This is a genomic window from Butyrivibrio sp. AE3009 (genome assembly GCF_000420845.1).
Classification (GTDB): Bacteria; Bacillota; Clostridia; order Lachnospirales; family Lachnospiraceae; genus Butyrivibrio.
The window spans coordinates 65,333-89,608 of record NZ_ATVS01000006.1; the positions used below are offsets into that span (position 1 = coordinate 65,333).

Sequence of the window (24,276 nt, forward strand, 5' to 3'; positions counted from 1 at the left end):
ATATTCTGGTCTTCAAGCTAAAGCAGTCTGTATCGTGCAAGCACGACAGACTGCTTCAGTTTGAATCCCTTTATCACTCATACTTTTCCACAATAGTTGCGCAGCCCATTCCGCCGCCGATGCAAAGAGTTGCAAGACCCTTCTTGGCATCGTCTCTCTTAGCCATCTCGTGAAGAAGAGTAACAAGGATACGGCATCCTGAAGCTCCTACGGGATGTCCGAGGGCGATAGCGCCACCGTTAACATTAACCTTGCTCATATCAAAGCCAAGATCCTTGGCAACTGCAACTGACTGAGCTGCGAATGCCTCGTTAGCCTCGATAAGATCGATATCATCAAGTGAAAGCTCTGTCTTCTTAAGAACCTTCTTGGTAGCTGCAACAGGGCCGATACCCATAACCTCAGGCTCAACACCTGCAAGTGCGCCGCCAACCCATGTAGCCATAGGCTTGATTCCAAGCTCTTTAGCCTTCTCTTCGCTCATAACAACTACTGCTGCAGCGCCGTCGTTGATACCTGAAGCGTTGCCGGCTGTTACAAGGCCGCCCTCTTTGCCGGAGCAGCATTTAAGCTTAGACAGAGTTTCAACAGTTGTGCCGGCACGAGGGCCCTCATCAACCTTGAACTCAACGATTTCCTTCTTAACCTTAACGGGAACGGGAACGATCTCGCCGTCAAATCTGCCCTCTGCCATAGCCTTCTCGCACTTCTGCTGAGAATTAGCCGAGAACTCGTCGAGCTCTTCTCTTGTAAGGTTCCATCTATCGCAGATATTCTCTGCTGTGATCATCATGTGATAGTGATTGAATGCATCTGTAAGAGCATCGTTTACCATGGTATCTACAACTGTACCGTTGTTCATACGATAACCGAAACGTGCGTTGGGAAGTGCGTAAGGAGCCATAGACATGTTCTCCATACCGCCTGCTACTACGATATCAGCCTCACCGGCCTTGATAAGATCTGCTGCCATGTTTACGCAGTTAAGACCGGATCCGCAAACTACATTAAGTGTAACTGCAGGAGTCTCGATCGGAAGGCCTGCCTTGATGGATGCCTGTCTTGCTACGTTCTGTCCAAGACCTGCCTGGATAACGCATCCCATGAGTACCTCGTCTACCTGTTCAGGCTTAACACCTGCACGATTAAGTGCCTCCTTGATAACGATTGAACCAAGTTCAGCTGCAGGAGTGTTGCTGAGAGCTCCGCCCATCTTGCCGATAGCCGTTCTAACAGCGCCTGCCAAAACTACCTTCTGTGCCATAAAGCATTTCCTCCGTTTTTTCGGACTCTTGTCCTTGATTTGTATGAAATTGTAACTTGCTGTTCCACATTGATAAATTTTTATCAGAACGAATTTATTATATCATTCACATTGGCCAAATGCAACAAAAATAGCTCTCCGAAGAGAGCTATTTTATAAAAAGTCCATAATTTGATATTTTTTTAACAGAATTTAGAACTCCGGCTCGATAAGTCCGTAGGTATTTCCCTTTCTCTTATAAACAACACAGATCTGATCGGTCTCGGCATTAACGAATACAAAGAAGTTATGTCCGAGAAGCTCCATCTGTACGCAGGCATCCTCAGGATACATGGGTTTGGGATCGAACTTCTTCATACGCTCGATGCGGATATCCTCTTCGTCCATATAATCGGACTCCAGATACTCTTTCTTGAAGTAGCTTGCCTCAGCCTGCTGCTTGTCTACGAGTTTGCTCTTATACTTCTTGAGCTGTCTCTCAATGATCTCCTCCACCAGATCAATGGAAACATACATGTCGTTGCTAACCTGCTCTGCACGAATGATCTTACCTTTAACGGGAATGGTAACCTCAATCTTATGTCTGTCTTTGTCAACGTTAAGTGTTACATTAACAATTGTCTCGGGCGTGAAATACTTTTCAAGCTTTCCGATCTTCTCCTCAACTGCGGAATGCAGTCCCGGTGTGACCTCGATGTTCTTTCCTACGATAGTAAATTTCATGCGATCATCCCCTTTACTATGCCGACAATAGTCTAACAATTAGCCTATCGCAGCGAATATTGTATATACGCTATTATAACATCCTCGAAAGACTCTATGCAATTTTTCGGAGCATTTTGAAAAATAATCTTTTTATAAAATATGGTCTTTTGTAAATTATGCACAAAAAATATCTAGTGCTTTCTATTGTGTAAAATCCACTTGTAAAACATTGTTTTTGTGGACAATGTGGATAACTTCGTGTATAAGTCCAAAAATCGCCCTTTTTATTCTGGGGATTGTGGATAACTTTTAAAATTTTTATAAAAAAAAAGTTATAATTTTATGTTGACAATTCTTTTTCTGTGCATTTTAGAGAAATTGAATATTTTATTTCAACAAATTCGTCTTCTCATCTGTATATAATAAAGAAGGAGGATTACAAAATGAACAATCGCCTGCATACAGTAAACATTAAAATATCCGGGATCATTATAGGAGCAGCAATTATGATTTTTCCTTTTTCACTTCTTTTTGGGTGTAGTCCCAGGGACCAAAAGAACGAATCAATAAGCGTTTCACACTCTCCCATCGCAAATTACGTGGAAGGCGAAGAGCTTCTGTGTATCGCCAAGTCCGAAGAAGAGGCCAGAGAAATAGCAAAGATGTATGGCATAGAGTTTGTCAAGTACGCCTATGGAGTGGCCACCTTCCATACCACCGAAGATCCCCGCAGCGTTATTGAAATGGGTAAGCAAAAAGGCTATCCCGAACTGTCTGTAAACGAATATAACGAACTATATTAAAAAACAATCCCCTGTGATTGTTTTAACGTTTTGTTGCTTTTACATCTTGAAATTTTATTTTAAAAAACGGTAAAATAGTCGAACTTAAATAACATTAATTTAAGGCAGAAAAAGGGGAAATGAAAATGTATGAAAAAAAGTTTAAACAGCTGATCGCTGCTGTTCTGGCGGCTTCGCTGGTAATGGGTCAGGCTCCCGTTGTCCGCGCAGCCTCAGATAATGAAGAGGAATTCATCTTCATAGATGACAGCAGTGAGCTCGACCTGTCGGAAACCGACGATGTTGAGATTGAAGTCTCCGACGAAACATCCAAAGAACTATCTGATGAAGTATCTGAAGAAGTATCCGATGACGCATCTGACGAAACATCTATTGAACCATCCGATACAGAATCCAATGAAGAGGCTGCCGAAATCACAGGCGAATACGAGCTCATCGAAGAGGTAGAGGATACACAGGATCTGACAGTCAACTCAGAATCAGAGAGTCTTAGCGCACTTCCTACCGGAATCGCAGGTATGCCTGAGGGTTACAAGCTTACCTCCGAGGAGAAGAAGTTCAAGCAGGAGCTGTCCGGAAAAGAAGACGTTTATGAAGAGTTCAAGACCCTGGAGGAAGGCGTAGACTACATCTCTGATGAGGTAATATGCGTAACCGACTCCGAGGAACACGCCAAAGAGATTGCAGCCGCCTACTCCGGAGAACTTGAGAGCTACGAATACGGAGTTGCCGTTATCAACCTCTCAGGCAGCACGGTTGATGTATCAACCGCCTACAGCCTTGCCTTTGAAGACGGCCTCAATCTTCCTGCTGTAGAGCCTAATTACATCTATCACCTCATTGGACCTACAGGTTCAGATGCAGATGAAGTTATTAACAGAGACGCAGTTGCCCCTGATAATGAGAGTCCTTGCGAAGAAGAGAATAATGCAGAAGAAAATGCTGAGTTTGAAGCAACCGGTTCCTGGAGTGATATTTACAAGAACACAATAAACGGAATTAGCTTCAACGATCCTTTCCTTGATCCCGCTGATCACTATTATCAGTGGCATCACGATATGATAGGCACCTATGAAGCCTGGAAGATCACCACAGGCGGCAGCTATAACGTAACGGTTGCTGTCATCGACAGCGGTGTCCAGAGTAATCACCCTGAATTAAGCGGCAGAGTCAAGACAAGATCCGGTGACACCACAGACGACAACGGTCACGGCACCCATGTTGCGGGAATCATCGCAGGTGCTGCAGGTAACGGCCTCGGCGGTTCAGGTATTGCCCCCAAGGCAAATATCCTCGCTGTTAAAGTCCTAGATAAGAGCGGCTCAGCCATCTCCAGCAGTGCAGTTCTCGAAGGCATCAGATATGTTGCTGCAATCAAAAATGATGACAGCCTGGGTACTCCTCTTGCAGATATCGCCAACTTAAGTCTTGGCGGTGCATCCTACAACCAGGCGCTGCAGGACTCCATCAATCTTGCAGTCATAAACGGAGTAACAATAATCGCAGCTATGGGTAATGACCGCGCCAATCACAAGGTCTATCCCGCAGGATACGATAACGTCATTGCCGTAGGCGCTGTTAACGAAACCGGAGAAAGAACCAGTTTCTCCGACTATGGTTCCTGGCAGGATATCGCAGCTCCCGGAACAGACATCGTATCTTCTTATCCCACAAGTCTGACCCCCAGCCGCTACGGCACAGGCAGTCAGAAGGGCTATGAAGTAATGGACGGAACTTCACAGGCAACTCCTGTTGTTGCAGGCGCCTGCGCACTGTACATGAGCTACGTTGGCCATGTTTCCCCTGAGGCTATGCAGAAGGCTCTTAAGAGCACCTCCAACAAGGGCATCTTAAATGTAGCCAAGCTCCTTGCCTCAGCCAAGCCCCATGCTCCTTTAAACTACAAGAACATTGTTACCGGTGTACAGCTTAACCCTTCCAGCGAAAATGTAGGCTACAAGATAACAAGGAAAAATAACTCAGTTTCTTCCGCAACAATATATCTTGGCAAAGCACTTACAAACATCGCCTTTAGCGCCAAGCAGTCTACATCAAGTGGTACAGCTCCCGCACCTTACTGGTCCACCAGTAATCCCAAGGTAGCTTCCATCAAAGCAAACGGCTCTTCAGTTACAGTTACCGCAGCTTCCAAGGGTAAAGCTACAATTACTTGTGCAGCCACAGACGGCTCAGGCAAAAAAGCTTCCGTGACCATTACCGTAGCTCAGGGTGTTACCGATGTTCAGCTGTCCGGTCCTGCCAGCAATGTAACAGCAGGCTCCAAGGTTACTTACAAAGCAGCAGTTTATCCCAAGAATGCCAATTTCAAGACAGTAACCTACAAGCTTGACAAGAAATACACCGACATTTCCATCAATGAAAAAAGCGGACAGGTAACCCTTGGCAAAAACGCAAAGGGAAGCTTTACAGTAGTCGCTGCATCAACAGACCCCAGCGGAGCTCACGATGAAATGACCGTTACAATAGGCAGCAAGGAAAAAGCCTCTCTGGTCACCATTGCACCGCCTGTAACTACTACCCTTGCCTCAGCAGCCAAAGGCTCTCTTGTAAATAGCGTCACACTTAAGGCCGAAGCCGTAACACCATCAGGAACCAAGGTCAGCGACCTCATCTGGAAATCCTCCAATGACAGCGTTGCATCCCTTTCCAAGAACAGAGGCGGCTCCGTAACCCTCACAGCTCATAAGAGCGGCAAGGTAACAATAACAGCTACAGCAAACGACGGTTCCAAGAAGAAAGCTTCCGTAACCTTCAAGGTTATCAACCCTGTTGCCAGCATCCACCTGGTCGCCAAGAACGGACAGTCAAATCGCTCCATTGCAACAGGCGCCAGCATAACCCTGAACCCCGTTATCGGCTCCACCTACGGAACACCTTCCAACAAAAAGGTTAACTGGACCTACGAGATATATGGTCTTTCAGGCTCAACCTTAAAGCCCCTGAGCGCAAAAGCAAAGCAGTACTGTGAAGAAAACAATGCACTCTTCAGAGTAGATAAAAAAGGTAAGGTAACCGCAGATGAGCAGGGACTGTTTGATTACCACAAATCAGAGCTTGCCAAATTAGGTACAAACTACGAAGATTATGCAGTCAAGGTAACTGCCACAGCAGCAGACGAATCAGGGACCTATGATACAAGAATCTTGAAGATAGTTAACCGCAACCCATATATCAAATTCGTCAAGTACGAAAGCAGTGGCATTATGTACTATTACAAATCCTATGGCGGTTATGAAGGTGACAGCGTTTTCTTCCTGCTCGATGCTGAGTATTATGAACTTGCAGTAGAGAACAGCAACCCGGCTGTAGCAGATGGCTATGTAACCTCTCTTAAACTAGACGGTAAAACATATTCAGGTCTGTACATCAACTTGAAGTCCAAGGGCTCCTGCAAGATCAAAGTAAAGACCATGGACGGCTCCGGTGTCAGCGGAACACTTCCGATCAAGGTATATAAATATTTCTAAGCGGCAAACAAATAAGCCTCCCACCAAGCACATGGTGGAAGGCTTATTTTTATCCGGTATTTATTTGAATCTGTAAACCTTAACCTTGGAATCAAGTCCAAAGTCATGGACGACTTCCGCTTCGACATATTGCCCGAAATGCTCTGCAAAATAGGTCTTAAGATACTCTATCTGGGCCCCGTCTTCTCTTCCGATGTAATACACATTTTCCTCCAGCAGGCTCAAATATGGCCTTCTGACATTCGCCACACCGGCAGTTTCAAGTTTGACGAAATCCCTTGGAGATGCGGTATCAAAATCCGACATGGTTACAAGATTGGGATACAGCTGATATCTCGACTCGGAAACTATAGGAGAAACGCTCTCCGTCATACAATCCACAACAGAATTATCCATCAAAAAGGTCTGCCCCGCATGGGCTGCAATATACTCTCCGTAAGCCTCCGACCTCTCCGCACCGTTTCTTAGCTCCGCTACCCCTGTAATATTCCAGAAAAGAATCAGTCCAAACGCCGCAGCAGCAACTACATACCTTGCCTTGTTCCCCTTTTGCCCGAAAAGGATCAGCTCTATGATAATAAAAACTATAAAGGGCATAAAAACATGAGGATATATCCTCTGTCTCACAGACAGGCCTACCATAATAATTGCAAAAGGCGCCATGATAAATACCGCTTTTACAATATTAACAAGGTCCTCCTTCTTGTCCTTACGTATCGAAGCGATCACCGCCGCAGCCAATAATAAAAACGCGATCCACACTGCAGGCGTACCTATCATATCCCTGATTATCCGCTTGATACTCATGTTATAATGCTGATTCATCGGTATATTGGACAGCACATAGGACATGTTCTCTGAGGAAAAAACAGCAAGATCGTCGAAGCACCAGTGATTAAGCATATCCACGTCATTGCTGCTGTAACAGACGCTGCCAAATAACGTCTTGTACCTGTCGTAGTCCACATCAGGGAAATCACGAAATCCCACGCTGTAGCCATACCAGGTCATATATTCCGCACCCTCAGCCGAAAAACGGCACAGCACCATATTCATACCATAATTGATTCCAATTACCAGAATAAGAAAAACGGCTGATATAATAAGCGGCTTAAGTGCAGCCCTGTCTGTATAAGGAAAAGCAAATGCCAGGACGTACAGAAGCGCAAATGCGCACAGCGGATACCTTAGCGAACCTGCAAAAACAAGGGACACGACGATCATCGCTATCGCAGCTCTGTCTTTTCCCCCATGCTTCCCAAGAGCATAGGCCAGAAGAAGCCCGCTCCCTGCCAGCATTATGGTCACAAGGCTGTAATTGATATTGATGAGCATGTAGGCATACACAAGCCAGCCTACAACATAGCTGTACCACTCAGCTTCGTAATATCTCAGCGTCCAAAAAAAGTTGTTGGAAGCAAGGAAAAGCAACAGCACAAGCGTGCATACATACACCCTGCCCCCCGGAATCACCACCGAAAGCGCAGTCTCGATAAATCCAAACAGCGGCCCTATAGTGGCATAGATAAGATGCGATATGTCCCGGCCAAAGCCCCCTGCCATGGAATAAGCTATGGCATATTCATCGCCGTTGACGAAATTAACCTTTACTACAAATAACAAAATTAGGGTTATAACAAGCAGCACGACCTCATTAAGGATCATGCTGCCAAATATAGTACTATCGGTTTTTGCTGTAGTTTTTCTCCCCATACCGGTCCTTCTGCGGTTATTTCTGAAGTCTCCCCGCAAGATTCTGTTCATAGAAGAGCGAGCGCTGAAGAAGCTGCGTGCTCATCTCCTGATATCCGTATTTCTCAATAAGCGTGGGCTTGTCGGAAAAAAGGTTGGTTCCAAGTCCCAGTCTGTCTCCCTGAATGGTAGCACCGATGGAAGCAAGGGTTGTGGGATACATATCAAAGGTGGTGTAAACCCTGGGACGCTCTACGCAGTCCTTGGCAGGGTTGATCACTGCAATATATGATTTCCTCTCATATTCATCGGATATTCCCATTTTGCTGATATACTCAGTGTCCATTGTAGGATGATCGCCTGCAATTATCACTGTCGTGTTCTCATAAAAGTCCTGCTGTTTGATCCACTCAAGGAAATCCGAGAGCTGCTTGCTGGCGCAGGCATATACATTGCTGTACTGCTCATCATATTTGTTGCCGCAGAGCTGGCATACATAGCCTCCGGTAAAATGAGTATCCACCGTAAGAAGTGTAAGGTTGAAGGGCTCGTCTGCAGCCGCAAGTTTCGTCACCTCATCTCTTGCATACTCATAGAGCTTGGCGTCCTCAAAGCCCCACCATCTGTAGTAGTCCTCAGGGATGTAGCCTCTTTCGACAGCAGTGTCATAATCAAAGATCTCGTAATTTCCATGATTGGTAAAGAATACGTCTCTACCGGAAAAGCCTGCCTTAGAGCCGATCATAAGCATATTTTTGTAGCCGTTCTCCTCAAGGACCTGGCCCAGGGACCAGACACCGGGCAAATAGTCCGTTACGTACTCATCCTTCTCCCAGACATTGTTTCTGATATGGTTGTCAAAAAAGTCCTCGCTGACTCCAACGCCCGAAGTCATGGCGGCCATTGCTCCCATGGTGTAGGTTGCTCCGTTAAGGGCATAGGCTCCGTTAAGTGCACTGCCCTCTCCAAAGTCCATGTTCTCCTGCGCAATAGCGGTAAGCTCCGGAATGATGTCTTCCTGTGTAGCTCCGCCGTTCTCTATGCCTGCGAAGGTGGGCTCCATTGACTCAAGATAGATGTAGATCAGATTTCTCTTTTCCTTGAAGGTTATATCGACCTTGCCGGCATCAACATAGTTATCCTCGATGAAGGGTGAGTATTTACCGATATTTCTGAGGTACTCTCCCACCATGAGATGCTTGTAATGCATACCGGATACGATACAGAAGCCTGCAAAAAACACGGTGAAACACCACAATACAAATCGGGACTGCTTATTCCTTTTCTTAGCCAGTCTGAACAGACCAAAGTATGCGACAATTATCAGAATAAGCGCAATTACGCCTCGTATGATATCCCCGTAAAACGTGGAAATATTGGTTCCCGTAATGTCAGCGTGCATCAGCCATGCCAGCTCACTCAGATTGATGGTGGAGAACTTGAAATACAGTATAAAAAAGCCTATCAGAAGCCCTGTTGTCAGTATTATCTCCGCAAATCCCAGAATCAGGAACAGCTTGTTAAGCTTTGGTTTCCTGTCAGTTGGTGGCGTCCTGAACCATAAGACGGTATTGGCAACCAAAAGAACTCCTATGCCAATAAGATAGTACCAGTTGAACTGCTCAAACTTATCATTTAGCTTAATAGACAATGCAATCCAGGCAAGTCCCAATAAAACTATAAATAAATGTGTTCCCATAAGAAAACGGGAATCCTGTAACTTCTTTTTTAACATTACTTCTCTCTCCAATATAGAATGTCATATTCTGCGAATATGCACTCCCAATATAATACTATACCGAGGGATATAATTCAAAACTATAAAAAACTCCCATCAGTAGCGGTGTACTGATGAGAGCCTTATTTTTTAAAAACAAGATAAACCGAATATGCTATTCAACAACTTTTATCTTAAGTGCACGCTTGAATCCGGAACCATCTCTCAAAGTCATGATTATATTGGATTCACCTATTTTATAGGGATAAATAACAAGTCCGGTGATGCCTGAGCTGCTGTGTAATCCGCTGTAAGCTGAAGCAACCGAAGTATTGCTGCTTACGGTAGTCATTGCGCTTTTTATCGTAGATGCCACATCCGAATCAAATCTTACATCCACAATAATCGGATTGTATTTTTTGTCAGACAGGCTGACCACTATTGTATCGGTCTTGTTCTCATTGAGAGTATACTCAGTTTTGTTGTTAACAGTCTTAGGTATATATTGATAAAAATCGATATAGGTTCCGTTATCTATTGCTCTTATAACGGAGGATTCCTTATAGAATCCCGAGCCGTCGGCTGTACTTGCACTTATCTTAAGTCCGAAATCCTTGTAGATTGCAGAACCTTTGCTGTCATAGCCATACTTCCTGATGCAGGTTTCAAACTTTTCCTTTTTGTTAACCTTTATTTTACCCTTGTTAAACTCAAAGAAACTCTTGGTCTTTTTAATCTCTTCCAAAAGTTGTGGATCGGTTGTGCTTAGCATATCATAGCCACTGTCAACCCTGTAGGCAACTATATCGTAGTCCCAGATCACCTTGGAATTATCAGGCTTGCCATAAGCCTTGCCAATAGTAGCCAGAGCCTGAGCAGAGCCACCATAGGCCAGGTTGGTTCTGAGGTTATCCTTAAGTGTCAGCGTAAGCCCAGACACAGGGATCACAACGCTGAACTTGAGCTTCGCGCTCTTTTTGCTGCCATCTGTCGCACTGCAGGTTATGGTAACCTTGCCCTTCTTATGAGCCCTGATTATTGCCTCTGACCTACCGGTTGCGCTGTCATAGCTTACATTCTCTATACTTGCAACTTTTTGATTGGAAGAGCTGAAATTTACCTTACCCGAAATCTTACTTCCCGGCACAATGGCATATCCAACCAAGGTAACAGTACTCTTATACTTACCCACATCCGCGGGAGCCAGCACTGAGGAATCTCCGGAGCCGCTGACACTCTTGGTATTGAGATATACGCTCTCGGCTCTCGGGCTTATCATAAAGGTGGTTTCGCCTGTGATGCTGCCATCATCTTCTGAGGTTGCTCTTACACATATTTCTCCTGAAAAAACAGCATTCTTAGCTACACTTACAACTCCGCCTGAGCTTATGGTCACACCGGTTATAGAGCTTAATCTGCCGTTTCCGGGGTCCTCCCCTACTTCCCACTTAACCTTCTTATTATTTGCATCGGAGGGTTTGACTGTAGCCTTGTAAGTAGCCTTGGTCCCCGCCTGAATATATGCCTGTCCCGTCACCTCAATTCCCGTAACGATCTGTTTAACCGTAATATATACAGAGGTGCTCTTTCCTGAGCCGTCCGATGCAGTCGCTGTTATCTTGGCTGTTCCCTTTGCCAGCGCCGTAAGCAGTATGGACTTACCTGAATCATCAGCATAATCCATTCTGACTACTTTGGAATTACTGTTTTTAAAGACAGGAGCCTTGATAAAGTCTTCGAAATCGCCGTCTTTGGTGGACTGCTCAGCGTTAAGGACTATAGCAGAGCTCTTTTCATCCTCGACAATTATCAGTTCCTCGTCATCACCTATAAGAAGTTCTGAGCCCGGCGCATCCTTAAACAAAGTAGCTGCAGTAACTTTGCCGACGGCATCAGTCTTTACATAGGAACTTGCGTTGTAACACTTAAGGCTAATTTCGGTGACAGCCTTGTCACCTACAACCTTGACCTTACAAACAGCTTTTTTGGATGATTTATCCATAACCTGACAGGTTATGGTGGCAGTTCCTGTACTTACAGGTACAATAGTAACGGATGTAAGGCCATAGCCCCCGGTACTTCCGGATATCCTGGCCACCTTTTCATCGGAGCTGCTCCATTTTAGCTCAGTGTAACCTGTTCTTCCCAGCTCTGTAAGATCTTGATTCTCTGTATTAACCAGCTTGCTGACGTTAATATTCGCAATCTCCGAAACGCCTGCTGCCGGAGATGATAATGTCACGTAGGTCTTATCAAGAATTATGGTCTTGATTGGAAGATTGGCAGAAACAGGCGAAGGAGTAGTTGCTTTTACTCCCAGCATAGCGGCCACATTGACAACACCTGCACCTGAATCAGGCTGAAGAGCCTTGGTTGCAGAACGCTTCAGTGCCTTTTCCATAGCATCGGGACTCACATGCCCTTTATAGCTCATATATAGAGCGCAGGCTCCCGCTATGATGGGGGATGCCATAGAAGTTCCATCTTTGGATTCATATCTGTCAGTTCCGGACCAGGATGTGGAATAAATACCTGAGCCCGGAGAAGAAATATCAGCCCAGGAGCCAAAGTCTGAGAATTCGGCCAGAGTATTGTCCTTCTTGGTGGCACAAACTCCTATCACATGATCATATCTGGCGGGATATTTAACCAGATTGGATCCGTCGTTTCCCATAGCTGCAACGATAGTAACTCCCTGAGCATAGGCTGCATTAACTGCCGCCTCCATAGCTGCGCTGTAGGTATTGGAACCTATACTCATGTTAATGATGTCCGCACGTCTGCCTTTGTAATAAGTAACCTTGCCCTCTGTGGTGTTAACATCTACGGCTCCGGCCACATATTGAATAGCCTTTATCATATAATCCACAACGGGGCTCCCCGGTTTTGTAGGCTTGCACACATTTATCGGAAGAATCTTTGCGCCGGGTGCAACGCCTGAGCCTCCCTTGCCGTTTCCGATGGAAGCTGCAATAAGTCCCGCCACATGGGTTCCGTGTCCATAACCATCATCATTGCTGTCATTCATGCCGATAGCAGCTGTATCACTGTTAACCTGCTCATAATTATCAACTATAGCGTCTTTAAGATCGTCATGATCTGTCTTAACACCGGAATCAATTACTGCAACTGTTATGTCGCTGCTGCCAAGGCTCACATTCCAGGCATCAAAACATCCCATAACCTCATGATGCCACTGATAGTTTCCGGCCGCGGGATTAAGCAGGGGATCGTTATGTCCCTCAATATAATACTGATCATTCCAATTGGTAAAATCAGCATAGTCCTCGTCTTCGCCGGTTTCTTCATAATCGTCAAAGGAAAGAAGATAATCAGGCTCTACAGCCGGAACACTTACATCAGGATTAATTCCGTACTGAAAGGCCTCAACTACGGTAAGTTCACAGTCCTTGAGACTTATGGTCGCAACTCCGTAGGAAAAATCAATCAACTCTCCGCCATAGGCTCTGGCTATAAGCTCTGCTTCTTCATTGCCTGAGGCAAGTGCGATGATCTGATCCTCCACGTAATCCTCGCCCTCTTCCATCTCCAGAAGATCTGCGAGGACATCATTTTGGACAAGTGAATTCTTTACTTCAATATCTTCCTCAGTAAGTATGATTTCCTCTGCTGCTTCCAGCTCAGCCTCGCCAAGCTTATCAAGGATTTCTTCTTCGAGGATCATTTCCTGATCATCTAAGATCACAGAGCCGTTTTCTTCCGTGTCCTCCGCTTCCTCAAGAATTATTACTTCCTCTTCCTGTGATACTCCTATTTCATCGTCCCAAGATATATTCGCATCATCAGATGCTTCTTCGTAGATTTCACTCTCTTCCTCCGAAGATACTGCCTCTTCAAGCAATATCTGTTCTTCCTCAATAGACATATCAAAAGCAGCCTGCGAGGATGCGCAGGCTGTTTGAGTACTGTTTATGATAATAGCTGCAGCAATAATACAAGATAAAACCTTAGCTGCCTTTACCCCATTGCTTCTCAAACGTATGACTCCTTTTCATAATTTTTCCTCTACTGCATTTTAATTATAAACGAGTAATACGTCAAAAGGGCGGTTTTATCAACTTTTAACACATACCTCACGAAATCTTCAGCGATTTGACCCCAAAATCTTTTCACCGCTTATCGAAGTATCGGTAAGTTTCAGATTTTGTCCCGAATAATTTCCAAACCATCCTTTGATCCTGCAATGATCAAAGGTGATATCTCTGGCTGTGACATAGGAAGTGTTTTTGGGATCCCTGTGGGTCATGAAGCAGGTATGCTCCGCATCATTCTTGCCCTGATATGCGTTAATGTCAGTATCCTTCACATAGATGGTATCGCAGATAATGAACTCGGATTGTACGTAGCCATCCTGCTTTGGCTTGTTGTTGGGCTCTACATATATGCCGCACTGCGGTGCATGTCCGTGGCTGTCCCTGATGATACAGTTCTCAACCTTGAGTCCTTTTTTGTAATCCGTGTCTGTTCCAAGGTCAACGATGGATATTCCGTTTCTGCAATTAGCAGCGATATCGCAGTTCTGCACGGTAATGTTCCTGCAGCCGATGCTTGCCTTGAAAAGAGCTCTGGTTCCGATGTATATACCATCTCCCCAGTTATCGTGAATGAACATATCGGAAATGGTGACATTGCAGGCTCCTGCCAGATATATGCCGTGGCCTCCTTCTCCGCCGCTGCCGCTATGCCTTCTTCCTTCTCCCGCTATCTCTCCGCCGGATATGACAACATTGTCAGGAACGACTTCACCATTGCCATAGTTCAGTTTTTCACCTCTGACGCAGATGACACCATAGTCACTCATTCCGTTGCTCTTAACTTTGAGAATCGCATCGCTGTCCATGATAAGACTGACTCCGGAGAGCATATGGATTCCTGTTGTAAGTTCGCTGGAGCCCTCGTTGGTATTAAAGGCTTCTATATCATAGGTTCCGCCCGGCACATACACAACGGTATAACCCTTGCCGCTTATGCTGTTCTCATGAGCCTTTTTGATTGCTTCGTTGAAGGCCACATTGTCGGTGTTGCCATCCTCGGGTATGGCCTTGTAATCGGTGATGACGTTTATTCCGTTGACATGAGCATTGATCTTGACGGTGCAACTTGCTTTTTTACCATTGGAGGAAGTAACTGTGATATTCACAGTGCCGGTGGTTACTGCCTTGAGCGCAAGTCCTTCTCCGGGGCCTGTCACTACTTCCGAATTACTTGCAAAGAAGCCTGCGTTATCCATCCCGGCCAGTATTCTCTGAACCGATGTAACATCCTTGACTCCGGCAAAAGTGTCTGTATTAAGTACCGCAGTCTCCATCGCTGCGCTGTTACTGATAGTCCAGGTGAAGCTGCAGTTATCTCCAAAGGCTCCCTCCGGAAGTACAACCGGTGTAAGGAAATTGTAGGAAGCAAGAGCACTCTCTGCTGCCGCCGCCTCACTCTCGGCGTCCTCATTCTTAAGTCCCATATAGAACGAAGCCTTATCAATTGTAAGACTTGTAACCGGCTCAAATACCCTGACGGTGAAGCTTGCGGTAAGACCGCTTCCGTCATTGGAAGTTGCGGTGATCTTGCTACTTCCGGCTCCCACTGCAGTTACTTTGCCGCTACTTCTGTTTACTGTAGCAACGCTTGTATCTTCGCTCTTATAGGTAAACTTCTGAATTCCGGATTTGATCTTTTCCTCACCGATAACCAGATAAGCTGTTGCCTTGGGAGTAAAGCTCTTTCCCTTCTGAAGTGTATAGTTAATCCCTGTAAACTCTATGCAGTTGGCATTTCCGTATATCACGACGCTGCAGGTTGCCTTGAAATGAACGCCCTTCTTATTGGCTGCCACTGTCTCTGCAAGGAGTTTGACGGTTTTATTCTTAACTTCCGTATTCTCTTTGGTCCTGATCCTTACTGTATTGCCTCCTGGAAGGTCAAGACTTGTGGTCAGCTGCAGGAGCTCCAGCTCGGTATCTCCGTCCAGGAAACAGATATCCTGTGCATACTCGGAAGGAATGGTCCATACAACTCCTGATTCCTCCGGAGCTGTGGGAGTAAGCCTTGCGGATATCGTTGCATCAGCTCCTCTTCCCATGGTTATTTTGGTCTTTGAGAGAGCTATCTTGCTGACGGCATTATTTGTAACCTTAACCTTACAGGATATGGTCTTAGCCTTGGTAGCACCATAGGGCAGATACCCGGCCTTAAGGGTGATCGTACCCTTACTCTCTGTAGCCACAGCTACCAGGCGACACCTTCCACCTGTAAGTTCTTCGCAGCTCACATAGTCGTTATCCTTGAGATTCCAGGTGATCCTGTCTGCCATATCCGTAATGGCTATTGCTTCGCCGTTTTCGTCATAGCCGCCGGTGCAAGGATATCCTTCTACGCTGGCGGGTGTAAACTCAAGAGCTATAACATATTCGCCGCCGGGCTTGATGGAGACATCGCTCACACTAAGAGCCGCTTTTTTGACAGGAACATAGATCCTTACAATTGAGCTGTCATCGTAAGCTGAAGTGACACCTTCTGTCTTGCAGGAAGCACTTACTCTTACGCAGCCGGGCTTAATGGCGGTGAGTTTACCTGTCTTCTCATTTATGACAGCCTTGTCGGTTGCAGAGCCGTCAAGATTGGTAACCTGCCACTTAAGGTCCTTATTAAGAGGCTGGAGCTTCTTATTGCCGCCGTTGAACTTGGCAGTGATCTTAAGAGTCTTATCCACAGCAACCATTCCCTTGCCGGCACTTATCTCAATACTCTGCAAGGGATTCCCCACCTGTACACTGCATTTGGCGGTGGCACTGCCCGCTGTGGCTGTAATAACTGCTTTGCCCTTTCCTCTTGCTGCAAATACAGCTACAGGCCTTCCATCTTCGTTAGTTGTAAGCCGGGTGAACTCAACTACTGCTTCATTACTGCTGGAGAACTGAATCTCTCCGCTACCTGTCGAAGGAAGGATCCTTGTGACCTCTATCTCGAAGTTCTTGCCTTCTCCAACCTTAAGGGAACTGTCTGACAAAACAATTCCCGTTATCTCTTCATTTACCGATACCCTGAAGCTTGCCTCAAGGCCGGTTCCCGCAAGCGCAGCCGTTATAACCGTGGTTCCCGCGCTCTTACCCTTGACGACACCGTCGGAAGATACAGTAGCGACAGCTATATTGGCTGATGTATAGTTCACTGACTTCTCAAAAGAATCCTCAGGAAGAGCTACTGCTGTGACAGTTGTTTCTTTTCCCGATACAACCGTAAGAGTCTCTCCGGCGCTTCCTGTGCTGGAAGCCAACATGGTATCCCCATGCATTATCCTAAACTCGTTGTAATCCCCAAACTTCACGTTGCCCTTGGAAGGATCCTTGACAACCACCTTAACACTGCCGTATACTGCGCCATCTGTGGCAGATGTTGCGTAGATATAGGCATTTCTACCCTCCTCCGGCCACTTGTCGGCATATCCGTCAAGGTCGGTATCCTCTGAATAAATAGCTACGGTCACCTTATTTCCTGTGGAGCCATCAGTTCTTATTCTGCTAAGAAGGTTCCCTCCTTCCTTCTCCATAAAGCCTGCAACCATGTAATCTGAGGTGGTCCAGATGATCTCACCCTCTTTGGCAGTGCTTTCATCCCCAAGGACTATTCCTGCGGAGAATTCGAGGCTGTAGCCTTCTCTTCCCTCTTTGCTGCCGATATAGAGCACATTCTCGCCTCCGGAAGCATCGTTAGGACCTTCTATCCGAACCATCTTCTGAGTGCTGTCCCACTTGGCATACAGAGTAATGTCCTCTGTAATCTCCATAGGGAAAAGAGCTCTCGTTACAAGGTCACTGTCCACGAACCATCCGCCAAAGACAAAGCCGCTCTTAACAGGTGTTCTCTCAGGAGCCTCTACCATCTCTCCTGGGGTAACGGTCACTGCAGCGATCTTGCTGCCTCCCATGGTATCAAAGGTAACGGTCCTCTTGGCCTCTTCCCACTGAGCATATAGAGCTACGTCGCTCCCCTGAATGCTGCTGAGATTCTTGACAGCTGCTCCGTCTCCGATAGACTTACCCTTTCCGTCAGGCCTTGTATTCCAGCCGGCGAAATCCAGTCCGTCTGTATTAATATATTCACATTCGGGAAGATTTTCCTCCCTGTCATACTCACAGATAAGCCCTGTCATGACGCCCTCTGCATTATCGCAGTTGCCGTCAAAGCTGATGCTGTAAGTAATAGGTGTATATCTTGCGATCAGCTGATTATCCGCGAAGTCTTCCCACTCTGTGAAGCTGTAGCCCTTTTTCCCCGGAATCGGAAGACTTACCGGTTCCTGCCCGGGAATTCGCACTGCATAGGTCTTGTCGCAGGTACCGCCGTCGGGATCAAGTTCAATTTTCTCATAGGTCTGCACCGACAGGGTCTCGCAGATCCAGAAATCCTTTCTGACACTTCGAACAGCATAGTTTAGCTCCTCACTTTCGAAGTTGCCACGAAGTGACGTATCAACAAAAGAGTATTCATCCTTATTTGCTGAAGCGGTGATCTTTTTTACCACCAGACCATTTCTTACGATTTCGTATTTCTGAGCGCCTCTGGAGGACTCCCATAAGAGTGTGACGTTGTTGAACCTGTCCACCTTGGCCTGCAGCTCCACAGGAGCCTCAGGATATACCCACACGAAGATGGATTCGCTCTCATCACCGCAGAGGGCTGTAATCATGGTGCTTCCCACTTCATGAGCCGTAACGCGGCCTGTGGCGATATCAACCTCCGCCACCTTGGGATCCGAGGAAAGCCAGATAGTATCATCAGGAAGCTCTGCCTCCTTGGGAATGGACTTAAGGTTAAAGTCGTATTCTTTGCCCATCTCAAGGTCTTCGCAGCCATCTATGGTAAAGCCAAGGAGCCTTGGTTCTACAGTTACATTAAAGCTATTCTGTGCATAGTTGCCATCAGCATCTGCAATGGTGGCTCTTGCGGTTATGGTGGCAGTTCCCTGACCCTTACCGTAGAGATATCCCTTAACTATGCTGACAATGCTGTCATCACTGCTGAAATACTCAAGCTTTTTGCTGGTTGCACTGCTTGGAAGGACGGTCGCCTTGATCCTTCTTGACTCACTGATGCCAAGAACCATATCCTCCATATCTGCGTCAAAAACGATCTCGGTGGGAGCAACTGTATCTTCCAAATCTCCGTCGTTATCCCTGGTATAGGCCTTGATCTTGATGTTAGCGCTGCTCTCCTGCCCAAAGTCTGACCATTCGGCCTCTATATCGGTCTTCAAAAAGCTCTGGCCGGGCTCCGCAGATGTTTCAACCGTGTACCAGGAATTGGCTTCACACTCATAACCAAAATAGCCCTTCCTGGAGTCGTCGGTCTGGTTTTCATATTCCGGCTGCTCCATAAGCTCCACAACAACGGAAAAGACCGTATCCGGCGAAAGTATGACAGGAGTGTCAAGTTTGACTGTGGTAAAACCCGCATAGGTCAGCCTTCCTGTCACGCTGCTGACGAGCTTGCCGCTCTCGGGATTGGTAGCCGCATCCGTTAGATCCGTATAAACAGAAACTATATAATCCGTATCTGCATAGCCGCTGTAGAAGCCCACAGCCTCTAAGGTCTCACCGCCCGCTCCGCCGGGAGCCCTGGAGGTGAAAACATTGGCAGCTTTTTTGGCATAGATGCTCTCAACATCCATACCGCCGTCATATTGATAATTGTTGTCATAATTGTCCGCTGACTCAAAATCAAAGGCGTGGACATAATCGTACAGACTTCCCTCATAGTAGGACATCCAGAAATATCCGTCGTATTCCTGGCTATCCTCAAGTTCGCCGTTTGTCCAGCTGTTTCTAACAAGCCATGCTCCGTCCTCGGGGGGCTTAACTGAGAAATTCTCCTTTGGGAAATTGTCATCCCATCCAACTACTGAGACAGCGTGGTTGGCACAGTTAACTTCGGGATTGTAGTAGGAATTATACTTGGCATTGTAGACTGCATAGTCCGTTCCGCCGCTGAAGGGATTGATGGCGTAGAAGCTGATGCTGACTGCGCCGCATTTTTTGATCAGATTCTTGATGGGCTCTAAGTTGTCACTGCTGTACTCCTGGTCATAGTAGCCCTGTAGATGTGCCATGTCGTCATAGGCAAGGCCTTCGTCGATGATTTTCTCATTAAGCTCCGGACATTCAGAATAGGGCAGAACCTCCTCAGAGGCCGCACCAGTCCAGTTGGCAAGCACATTCTCAGCAAGGAAAACGTTGCCACCAAGATTGAGCATGCCGGTGCCTTTTTCATAGCACCCATTATAATCTCCTCTGGTCCCCCCAAGAGGATCTTCCACTGTTCTGTAGGAAAAATAAGCCAGATGCAGCTTGGAATAGTCGGGGATATAGTCCCATGGAAGGACCCCGTTATTCATCATATTGATCTCTGCCGCTGACAGAGCTGAGAAGGCCCAGCAGGTTCCGTAGTCTCCCTGATCCTGCAACGGCGGAAGATTCGGAGTTACATAATAAGGCTCAAGCTCCTCGTCGGCAGACATAAGTGACGTCCCTGAGAGGTCTTCTCCCTCAAGGCTTCCTATGTGTACCTTATGCCCCAGCTCTCTGTAACCGGTGGCGATGCTCTTTTCTTCTGTTCCCTCCGGGAAGTAGGATGAGATATCACCGATATCCTCATCTTCCGGGGAGCTCTCATCTATCAGAATCTCTTCCTCTATGGCATCAGAAAAAGACTCTTCCGGCAGCACTTCTTCAAGTTCTTCCTGAAAGTCCTCATCTGGAGTGACATCGCTGTCTCCTCCAAAGTCTTCGCCTTGATCTTCTGCTATTTCTGCTACTTCGCCCGTATCTTCTTCCGAGATTTCAATCTCTTCCTCGAGGTCGCCGAAAAGAGCTTCCTCCGAAGATACTGCCAGTGCGCTTGTACCGCTCGTCAGCACCATAGAGGTAGCCAAAAGAAATGATATCAGCCTTCTCTTCATAAAAACCAATCCCCCTCACAAGATAAGTATTTACGATGAAGTTTCTTTTAATGATCAGCCTGTTATTTTGTCATAAAGAGCGGAAACAACGTTCCAGTCGAGTACCTGCCAGAACTCCTTTATATAGTCCGCTCTGAGATTCTTGTATTTAAGGTAATATGCGTGCTCCCATACATCCAGTGCAAGGATCGGGATTCTTCCTGTGCCTTCACTGATAGGATTGTCCTGGTTGGGAGATGCGGTAACAAAAAGGTTCCCTTCCTTATCGGCAGAAAGGAATGACCAGCCTGAGCCAAACTGCCCTGCAGCTGCCTTGGAGAGCTGATCTATTACTTCCTCGAGGCTTCCGAAGGTAGCATTTATCTTATCCGCAAGCTTCCCTACAGGAGCCTTCGCAGGACCAGGAGAAAGCGTCATGAAATACAGGTTGTGGTTATAATAGCCGCCGCCCTGATTGCGGAGCCCTTTTCTCAAGGTCTCATCAGCCACCTTATCAAGGCTTGCCAGGATCTCCTCGACCTCTTTATCTGCCATCCCAGCCTTCTCGGCCAGCTCATTGAAGGTCTTGGTATAGGCAGCATGGTGCTTGCCGTAATGAGTCTCTATCGTGAGCCGATCTATATGCGGCTCAAGACCGTTAACATCGTAAGATAATTTCACCTGTTCAAACATAATTAGGCCCCTTTCTTCTATATGTTTTCTGCCAATAAAAAAAGATATGTGCAGCGCTGAATAATACGGCTACACATATCTATTTTATCATATTATTGAATATTAGTTTCGTCCACAGGCTCTGCAAATGCCTTATTTTACCCAATTTAATAAAAATATAATAAACTTAATACTGCACTGCAGTTTCCGTTTAACTTACGAATACACACTCTCCGTGATCCACTTCGCATATTCATCTGCGTCCATGCGCTGAAGTTCCTTAAGATTATTCCTGTAGCGCTCAAGCACCTCGGGATTGTCCCAGTGGAACTTCATGATGGCTGCCAGGTCCTTGGCATCGCCGGGTTCAAAGAGGCGCCCCGTTACGCCGTCCTGGATAAGCTCCGGGATTCCTCCTATGTTGGCACCGATAACGGGAACTCCCAGCTGCTGGCTCTCCATAACAGAGAAAGGATTGTTCTCATACCACTCGGATGGGTACACGGTAAAAAGTGCACCGCTGATAAGCTTTCTGAGGTCTGCTCCTGTTCTGAAGCCCACATCTGTCGCATAGGGAAGGCTATCTATAGCCTCCTTGTATTCACCCTTGCCGGCAAAAACGAAGTCTATCTCCGGCAGCATATCGCAAGCACTAAGAAGTGTTCCCATGCCCTTTTCCCAGGAATATCTGCCAAAATACAGTACATATACCGGTGGAAGCTTGAGCGTAGGATCCGCTGTTCCCTCCGCCTTCATTGGCTCCACGAAGTTGTGCATAGCCACGGTCTTATCCGCGAATACCGGATTGGTATCCATCTTCCGCTTCATGAACTCTGAGCAGCAGATGATCTTGTCGATATATTTATAGGTTCCCTTGGCATTCCAGAAGGCCGCCTCGGTAGCTCCCACCAGAGATTTTGCCGCAGAGCCGTGAATGCATTTGTCCTTGACGCAGTTGCCGAAATGCCCACCCAGGCACTTCTCGCAGTTAAGGCGGCTCTCCGGGTTGTTCATCATATGATTAGGGCAAAGAAGCTGATAATCATGGGCTGTAAATACTATTCTGCAGTCCCTGCCCGCCTGCTTCCTCCACTTTACAACCTCGAGAATAACCGACGGTGTCAGCTGGTAGTTGAAATTATTAAGATGCACCACATCAGGCTGAAAATCCTCCAGCACCAGCCTTATCTTCTGCCTTGCCTCTTTGCTGTAGATGGTCTTGATGGGATAGGTCAGCTTGGACAATTTGGAACCACCATGGAAATCCATGTCTGAAGTATAGGCTCCAACGTTATTGGAAACACACCTTCCCTCATGCTCCATACCGAAGTACTGTACCTCATGGCCCTGTCTTACAAGAGCCTCTCCCAGCTTAAAAATATAGGTCTCCGATCCGCCGTTTGGATGGAGGAATTTATTTACCATTAAAATCTTCATTGCGAAACTCCGTATTTCTCACCGTACTGTGCTATCCATTCAGGTCTTGGCATGGACCTGCAGCTGTTTTTGCCGTAAAAAAGCGCAGTCATATAATTATCGATATTCTTGGGATCCTCCACCACAGGCATGTGCATAAGAGGTCCCTGCTCATTGTTGATTCCGGGAACTATGACGTCCGTGACGCCTTCCTCCTCCATGAGTCTTCTCTGAAGCTCGATCTGGTCCTTGTAATCCGCAGCCTGTCCGCTGAGGTAATACTCAAGGCAGACATAATCCGTATATTCCTTAATCCCGTGACGCCCAAAATAAGCACACACAAGAATCGCTCCGATCATAATCACATATCCTAAGATGTTGCCGGACTTCCCTGAGGGCTCAAGATTCAAAAGTGCAATAACAAAGCCCATAAGATATATAGCACAAGCCGTAATGCACAGGAAGAACACCCAGAAATTAAAGTTAAAATAACCTGAGGATACCACTCCTCCCGCATAGAGCCTTGGCGCATACATGGCAGCGTTGATCAAAAAAGCTGTCGCAATAAACAGTACCGGATGGAAAAATCGCTTTCTAAACATAGCCTTGTCCCTGCTCTTAAGTTCAAACAGCGCAGGAATAGCAGATATAGCAATGATCAGAACTCCCGCGATAACAAGCGTCTTTTGACAAATGAAACTCTCGTATGCATCAGTAACGGAAAAAGTAATGCTGGCCAGAATTGTAGCCACTGCGCCCCCTGTGGGCTCTGCGCCGTTACCGATATCCGTGGCGCTCCTTACTGCGTTGCCGGGCGCCGCAAAGCTAAGATACAGTCCTATTCCCTCAAGAATAAGAGGGATCACAAGAAGTGCATCCCTCCTTGCCGCCTCTCTCCTGATAACAGCCCTCTCCAGCCACAGTACGAATACAACAATGGGAAGAAGCAGCGCTGCCGGGTAAGTGGCGCCGCCCATAAGAGCAGCTATAACCGACAATCCGATCAGATCCCCTGTCTTACCTCTTTCCAGGAATCTGTCTCCCAGCACTACTCCGATAAGAGCCATACACATTGGCATCGCATAGTGAACCGAACCGACCCACCAGAAAATTGCTGATTTCTGTGAAGGAACCAGCTGGAAACTGAAAGTCAGAAAAATAAGGGCAGCCTCAAGATAGTACAGGCCCCCAAGTCTCCATTTTTCCTTGATAAAATGATGAGCAAATATCGTATAGGCAATTATCTGCAATATCACGAAAATAAAGGGCACAAGCACATATCCCCTGTCCGAGAACACCTCCGGGTGAAGGCAGAACACGAAGCAGTCAAACCAGGTTCCCTGCCAGGTCTTGTAGGTATATAAAGTGGTGCCTGCCGCAGCCTTCACAGCCGCAAGGACCGACCCTGTAGCCTTGTAAGCAAGGTGCGCTGCTGCCCCGTAGTTGTAATCATCTCCCGCTGCCGCATCATAAGGTGCCAGCATAAATACCGGGATAAGGCTTGCAACAAGGACCAGTGCCCAAAATATGCATTTAAGTTTAGCTGTGTCTTTTTTCATTGAATAATA

Annotated in this window: 11 protein-coding genes; 2 read left to right on the top strand and 9 right to left on the bottom strand. The window is 46.6% G+C overall.

Annotated elements, in window-relative coordinates; all coding sequences use genetic code 11:
- Positions 1–73: 73 nt before the first annotated feature.
- Together G588_RS0104985 and hpf are read right to left on the bottom strand one after the other, a co-directional pair.
- The gene (locus G588_RS0104985; protein ID WP_022777656.1) at positions 74–1,264 is read right to left on the bottom strand and encodes an acetyl-CoA C-acetyltransferase; all 1,191 of its coding nucleotides are present in this window, start codon (positions 1,262–1,264) and stop codon (positions 74–76) included.
- Positions 1,265–1,456: 192 nt separating this feature from the next.
- A complete protein-coding gene (gene hpf / locus G588_RS0104990) occupies positions 1,457–1,987 on the bottom strand; it encodes a ribosome hibernation-promoting factor, HPF/YfiA family (protein ID WP_022777657.1) in 531 nt (176 codons plus the stop codon).
- Positions 1,988–2,412: 425 nt separating this feature from the next.
- Between hpf and G588_RS0104995 the strand changes: the two genes are divergently transcribed.
- Entirely contained in the window at positions 2,413–2,772 is a 360-nt protein-coding gene (locus G588_RS0104995; protein WP_022777658.1) for a hypothetical protein, read from the top strand.
- Between the two features lie 125 nt (positions 2,773–2,897).
- A complete protein-coding gene (locus G588_RS21270) occupies positions 2,898–6,260 on the top strand; it encodes a S8 family serine peptidase (RefSeq protein ID WP_022777659.1) in 3,363 nt (1,120 codons plus the stop codon).
- Positions 6,261–6,320: 60 nt separating this feature from the next.
- Here G588_RS21270 and G588_RS21275 read toward each other — a convergent pair whose 3' ends face one another.
- The 7 genes from G588_RS21275 to G588_RS0105035 form a co-directional block, all read right to left on the bottom strand.
- A complete protein-coding gene (locus tag G588_RS21275) occupies positions 6,321–7,973 on the bottom strand; it encodes a hypothetical protein (protein WP_155830745.1) in 1,653 nt (550 codons plus the stop codon).
- Positions 7,974–7,989: 16 nt separating this feature from the next.
- Entirely contained in the window at positions 7,990–9,687 is a 1,698-nt protein-coding gene (locus tag G588_RS19220; protein ID WP_022777661.1) for an LTA synthase family protein, read from the bottom strand.
- Positions 9,688–9,844: 157 nt separating this feature from the next.
- Complete coding sequence (locus G588_RS21280; RefSeq protein WP_022777662.1) at positions 9,845–13,666, bottom strand: S8 family serine peptidase; 3,822 nt, start codon at positions 13,664–13,666, stop codon at positions 9,845–9,847.
- A gap of 108 nt (positions 13,667–13,774) precedes the next feature.
- A complete protein-coding gene (locus tag G588_RS0105020) occupies positions 13,775–20,641 on the bottom strand; it encodes an Ig-like domain-containing protein (RefSeq protein WP_022777663.1) in 6,867 nt (2,288 codons plus the stop codon).
- 54 nt (positions 20,642–20,695) lie between these two features.
- The gene (locus G588_RS0105025) at positions 20,696–21,313 is read right to left on the bottom strand and encodes a superoxide dismutase (RefSeq protein WP_022777664.1); all 618 of its coding nucleotides are present in this window, start codon (positions 21,311–21,313) and stop codon (positions 20,696–20,698) included.
- 195 nt (positions 21,314–21,508) lie between these two features.
- Positions 21,509–22,729 carry a glycosyltransferase gene (locus tag G588_RS0105030; protein WP_022777665.1) on the bottom strand — a complete coding sequence of 407 codons (1,221 nt, stop codon included), beginning with the start codon at positions 22,727–22,729 and terminating at the stop codon, positions 21,509–21,511.
- On the bottom strand, positions 22,726–24,267 hold the full coding sequence (locus tag G588_RS0105035) for a hypothetical protein (protein WP_022777666.1): 1,542 nt from the start codon (positions 24,265–24,267) through the stop codon (positions 22,726–22,728). The genes G588_RS0105030 and G588_RS0105035 overlap by 4 nt, the downstream gene beginning before the upstream one ends.
- Positions 24,268–24,276 lie beyond the last annotated feature (9 nt).

Coding starts and splice junctions, on each gene's coding strand:
- G588_RS0105025 (WP_022777664.1), bottom strand. CDS start 21,313: ATGTTTGAACAGGTGAAATTATCTTACGATGTTAACGGTCTTGAGCCG.
- G588_RS0105035 (WP_022777666.1), bottom strand. CDS start 24,267: ATGAAAAAAGACACAGCTAAACTTAAATGCATATTTTGGGCACTGGTC.
- G588_RS0104995 (WP_022777658.1), top strand. CDS start 2,413: ATGAACAATCGCCTGCATACAGTAAACATTAAAATATCCGGGATCATT.
- G588_RS21270 (WP_022777659.1), top strand. CDS start 2,898: ATGTATGAAAAAAAGTTTAAACAGCTGATCGCTGCTGTTCTGGCGGCT.
- G588_RS0105020 (WP_022777663.1), bottom strand. CDS start 20,641: ATGAAGAGAAGGCTGATATCATTTCTTTTGGCTACCTCTATGGTGCTG.
- G588_RS0104985 (WP_022777656.1), bottom strand. CDS start 1,264: ATGGCACAGAAGGTAGTTTTGGCAGGCGCTGTTAGAACGGCTATCGGC.
- hpf (WP_022777657.1), bottom strand. CDS start 1,987: ATGAAATTTACTATCGTAGGAAAGAACATCGAGGTCACACCGGGACTG.
- G588_RS0105030 (WP_022777665.1), bottom strand. CDS start 22,729: ATGAAGATTTTAATGGTAAATAAATTCCTCCATCCAAACGGCGGATCG.
- G588_RS21275 (WP_155830745.1), bottom strand. CDS start 7,973: ATGGGGAGAAAAACTACAGCAAAAACCGATAGTACTATATTTGGCAGC.
- G588_RS19220 (WP_022777661.1), bottom strand. CDS start 9,687: ATGTTAAAAAAGAAGTTACAGGATTCCCGTTTTCTTATGGGAACACAT.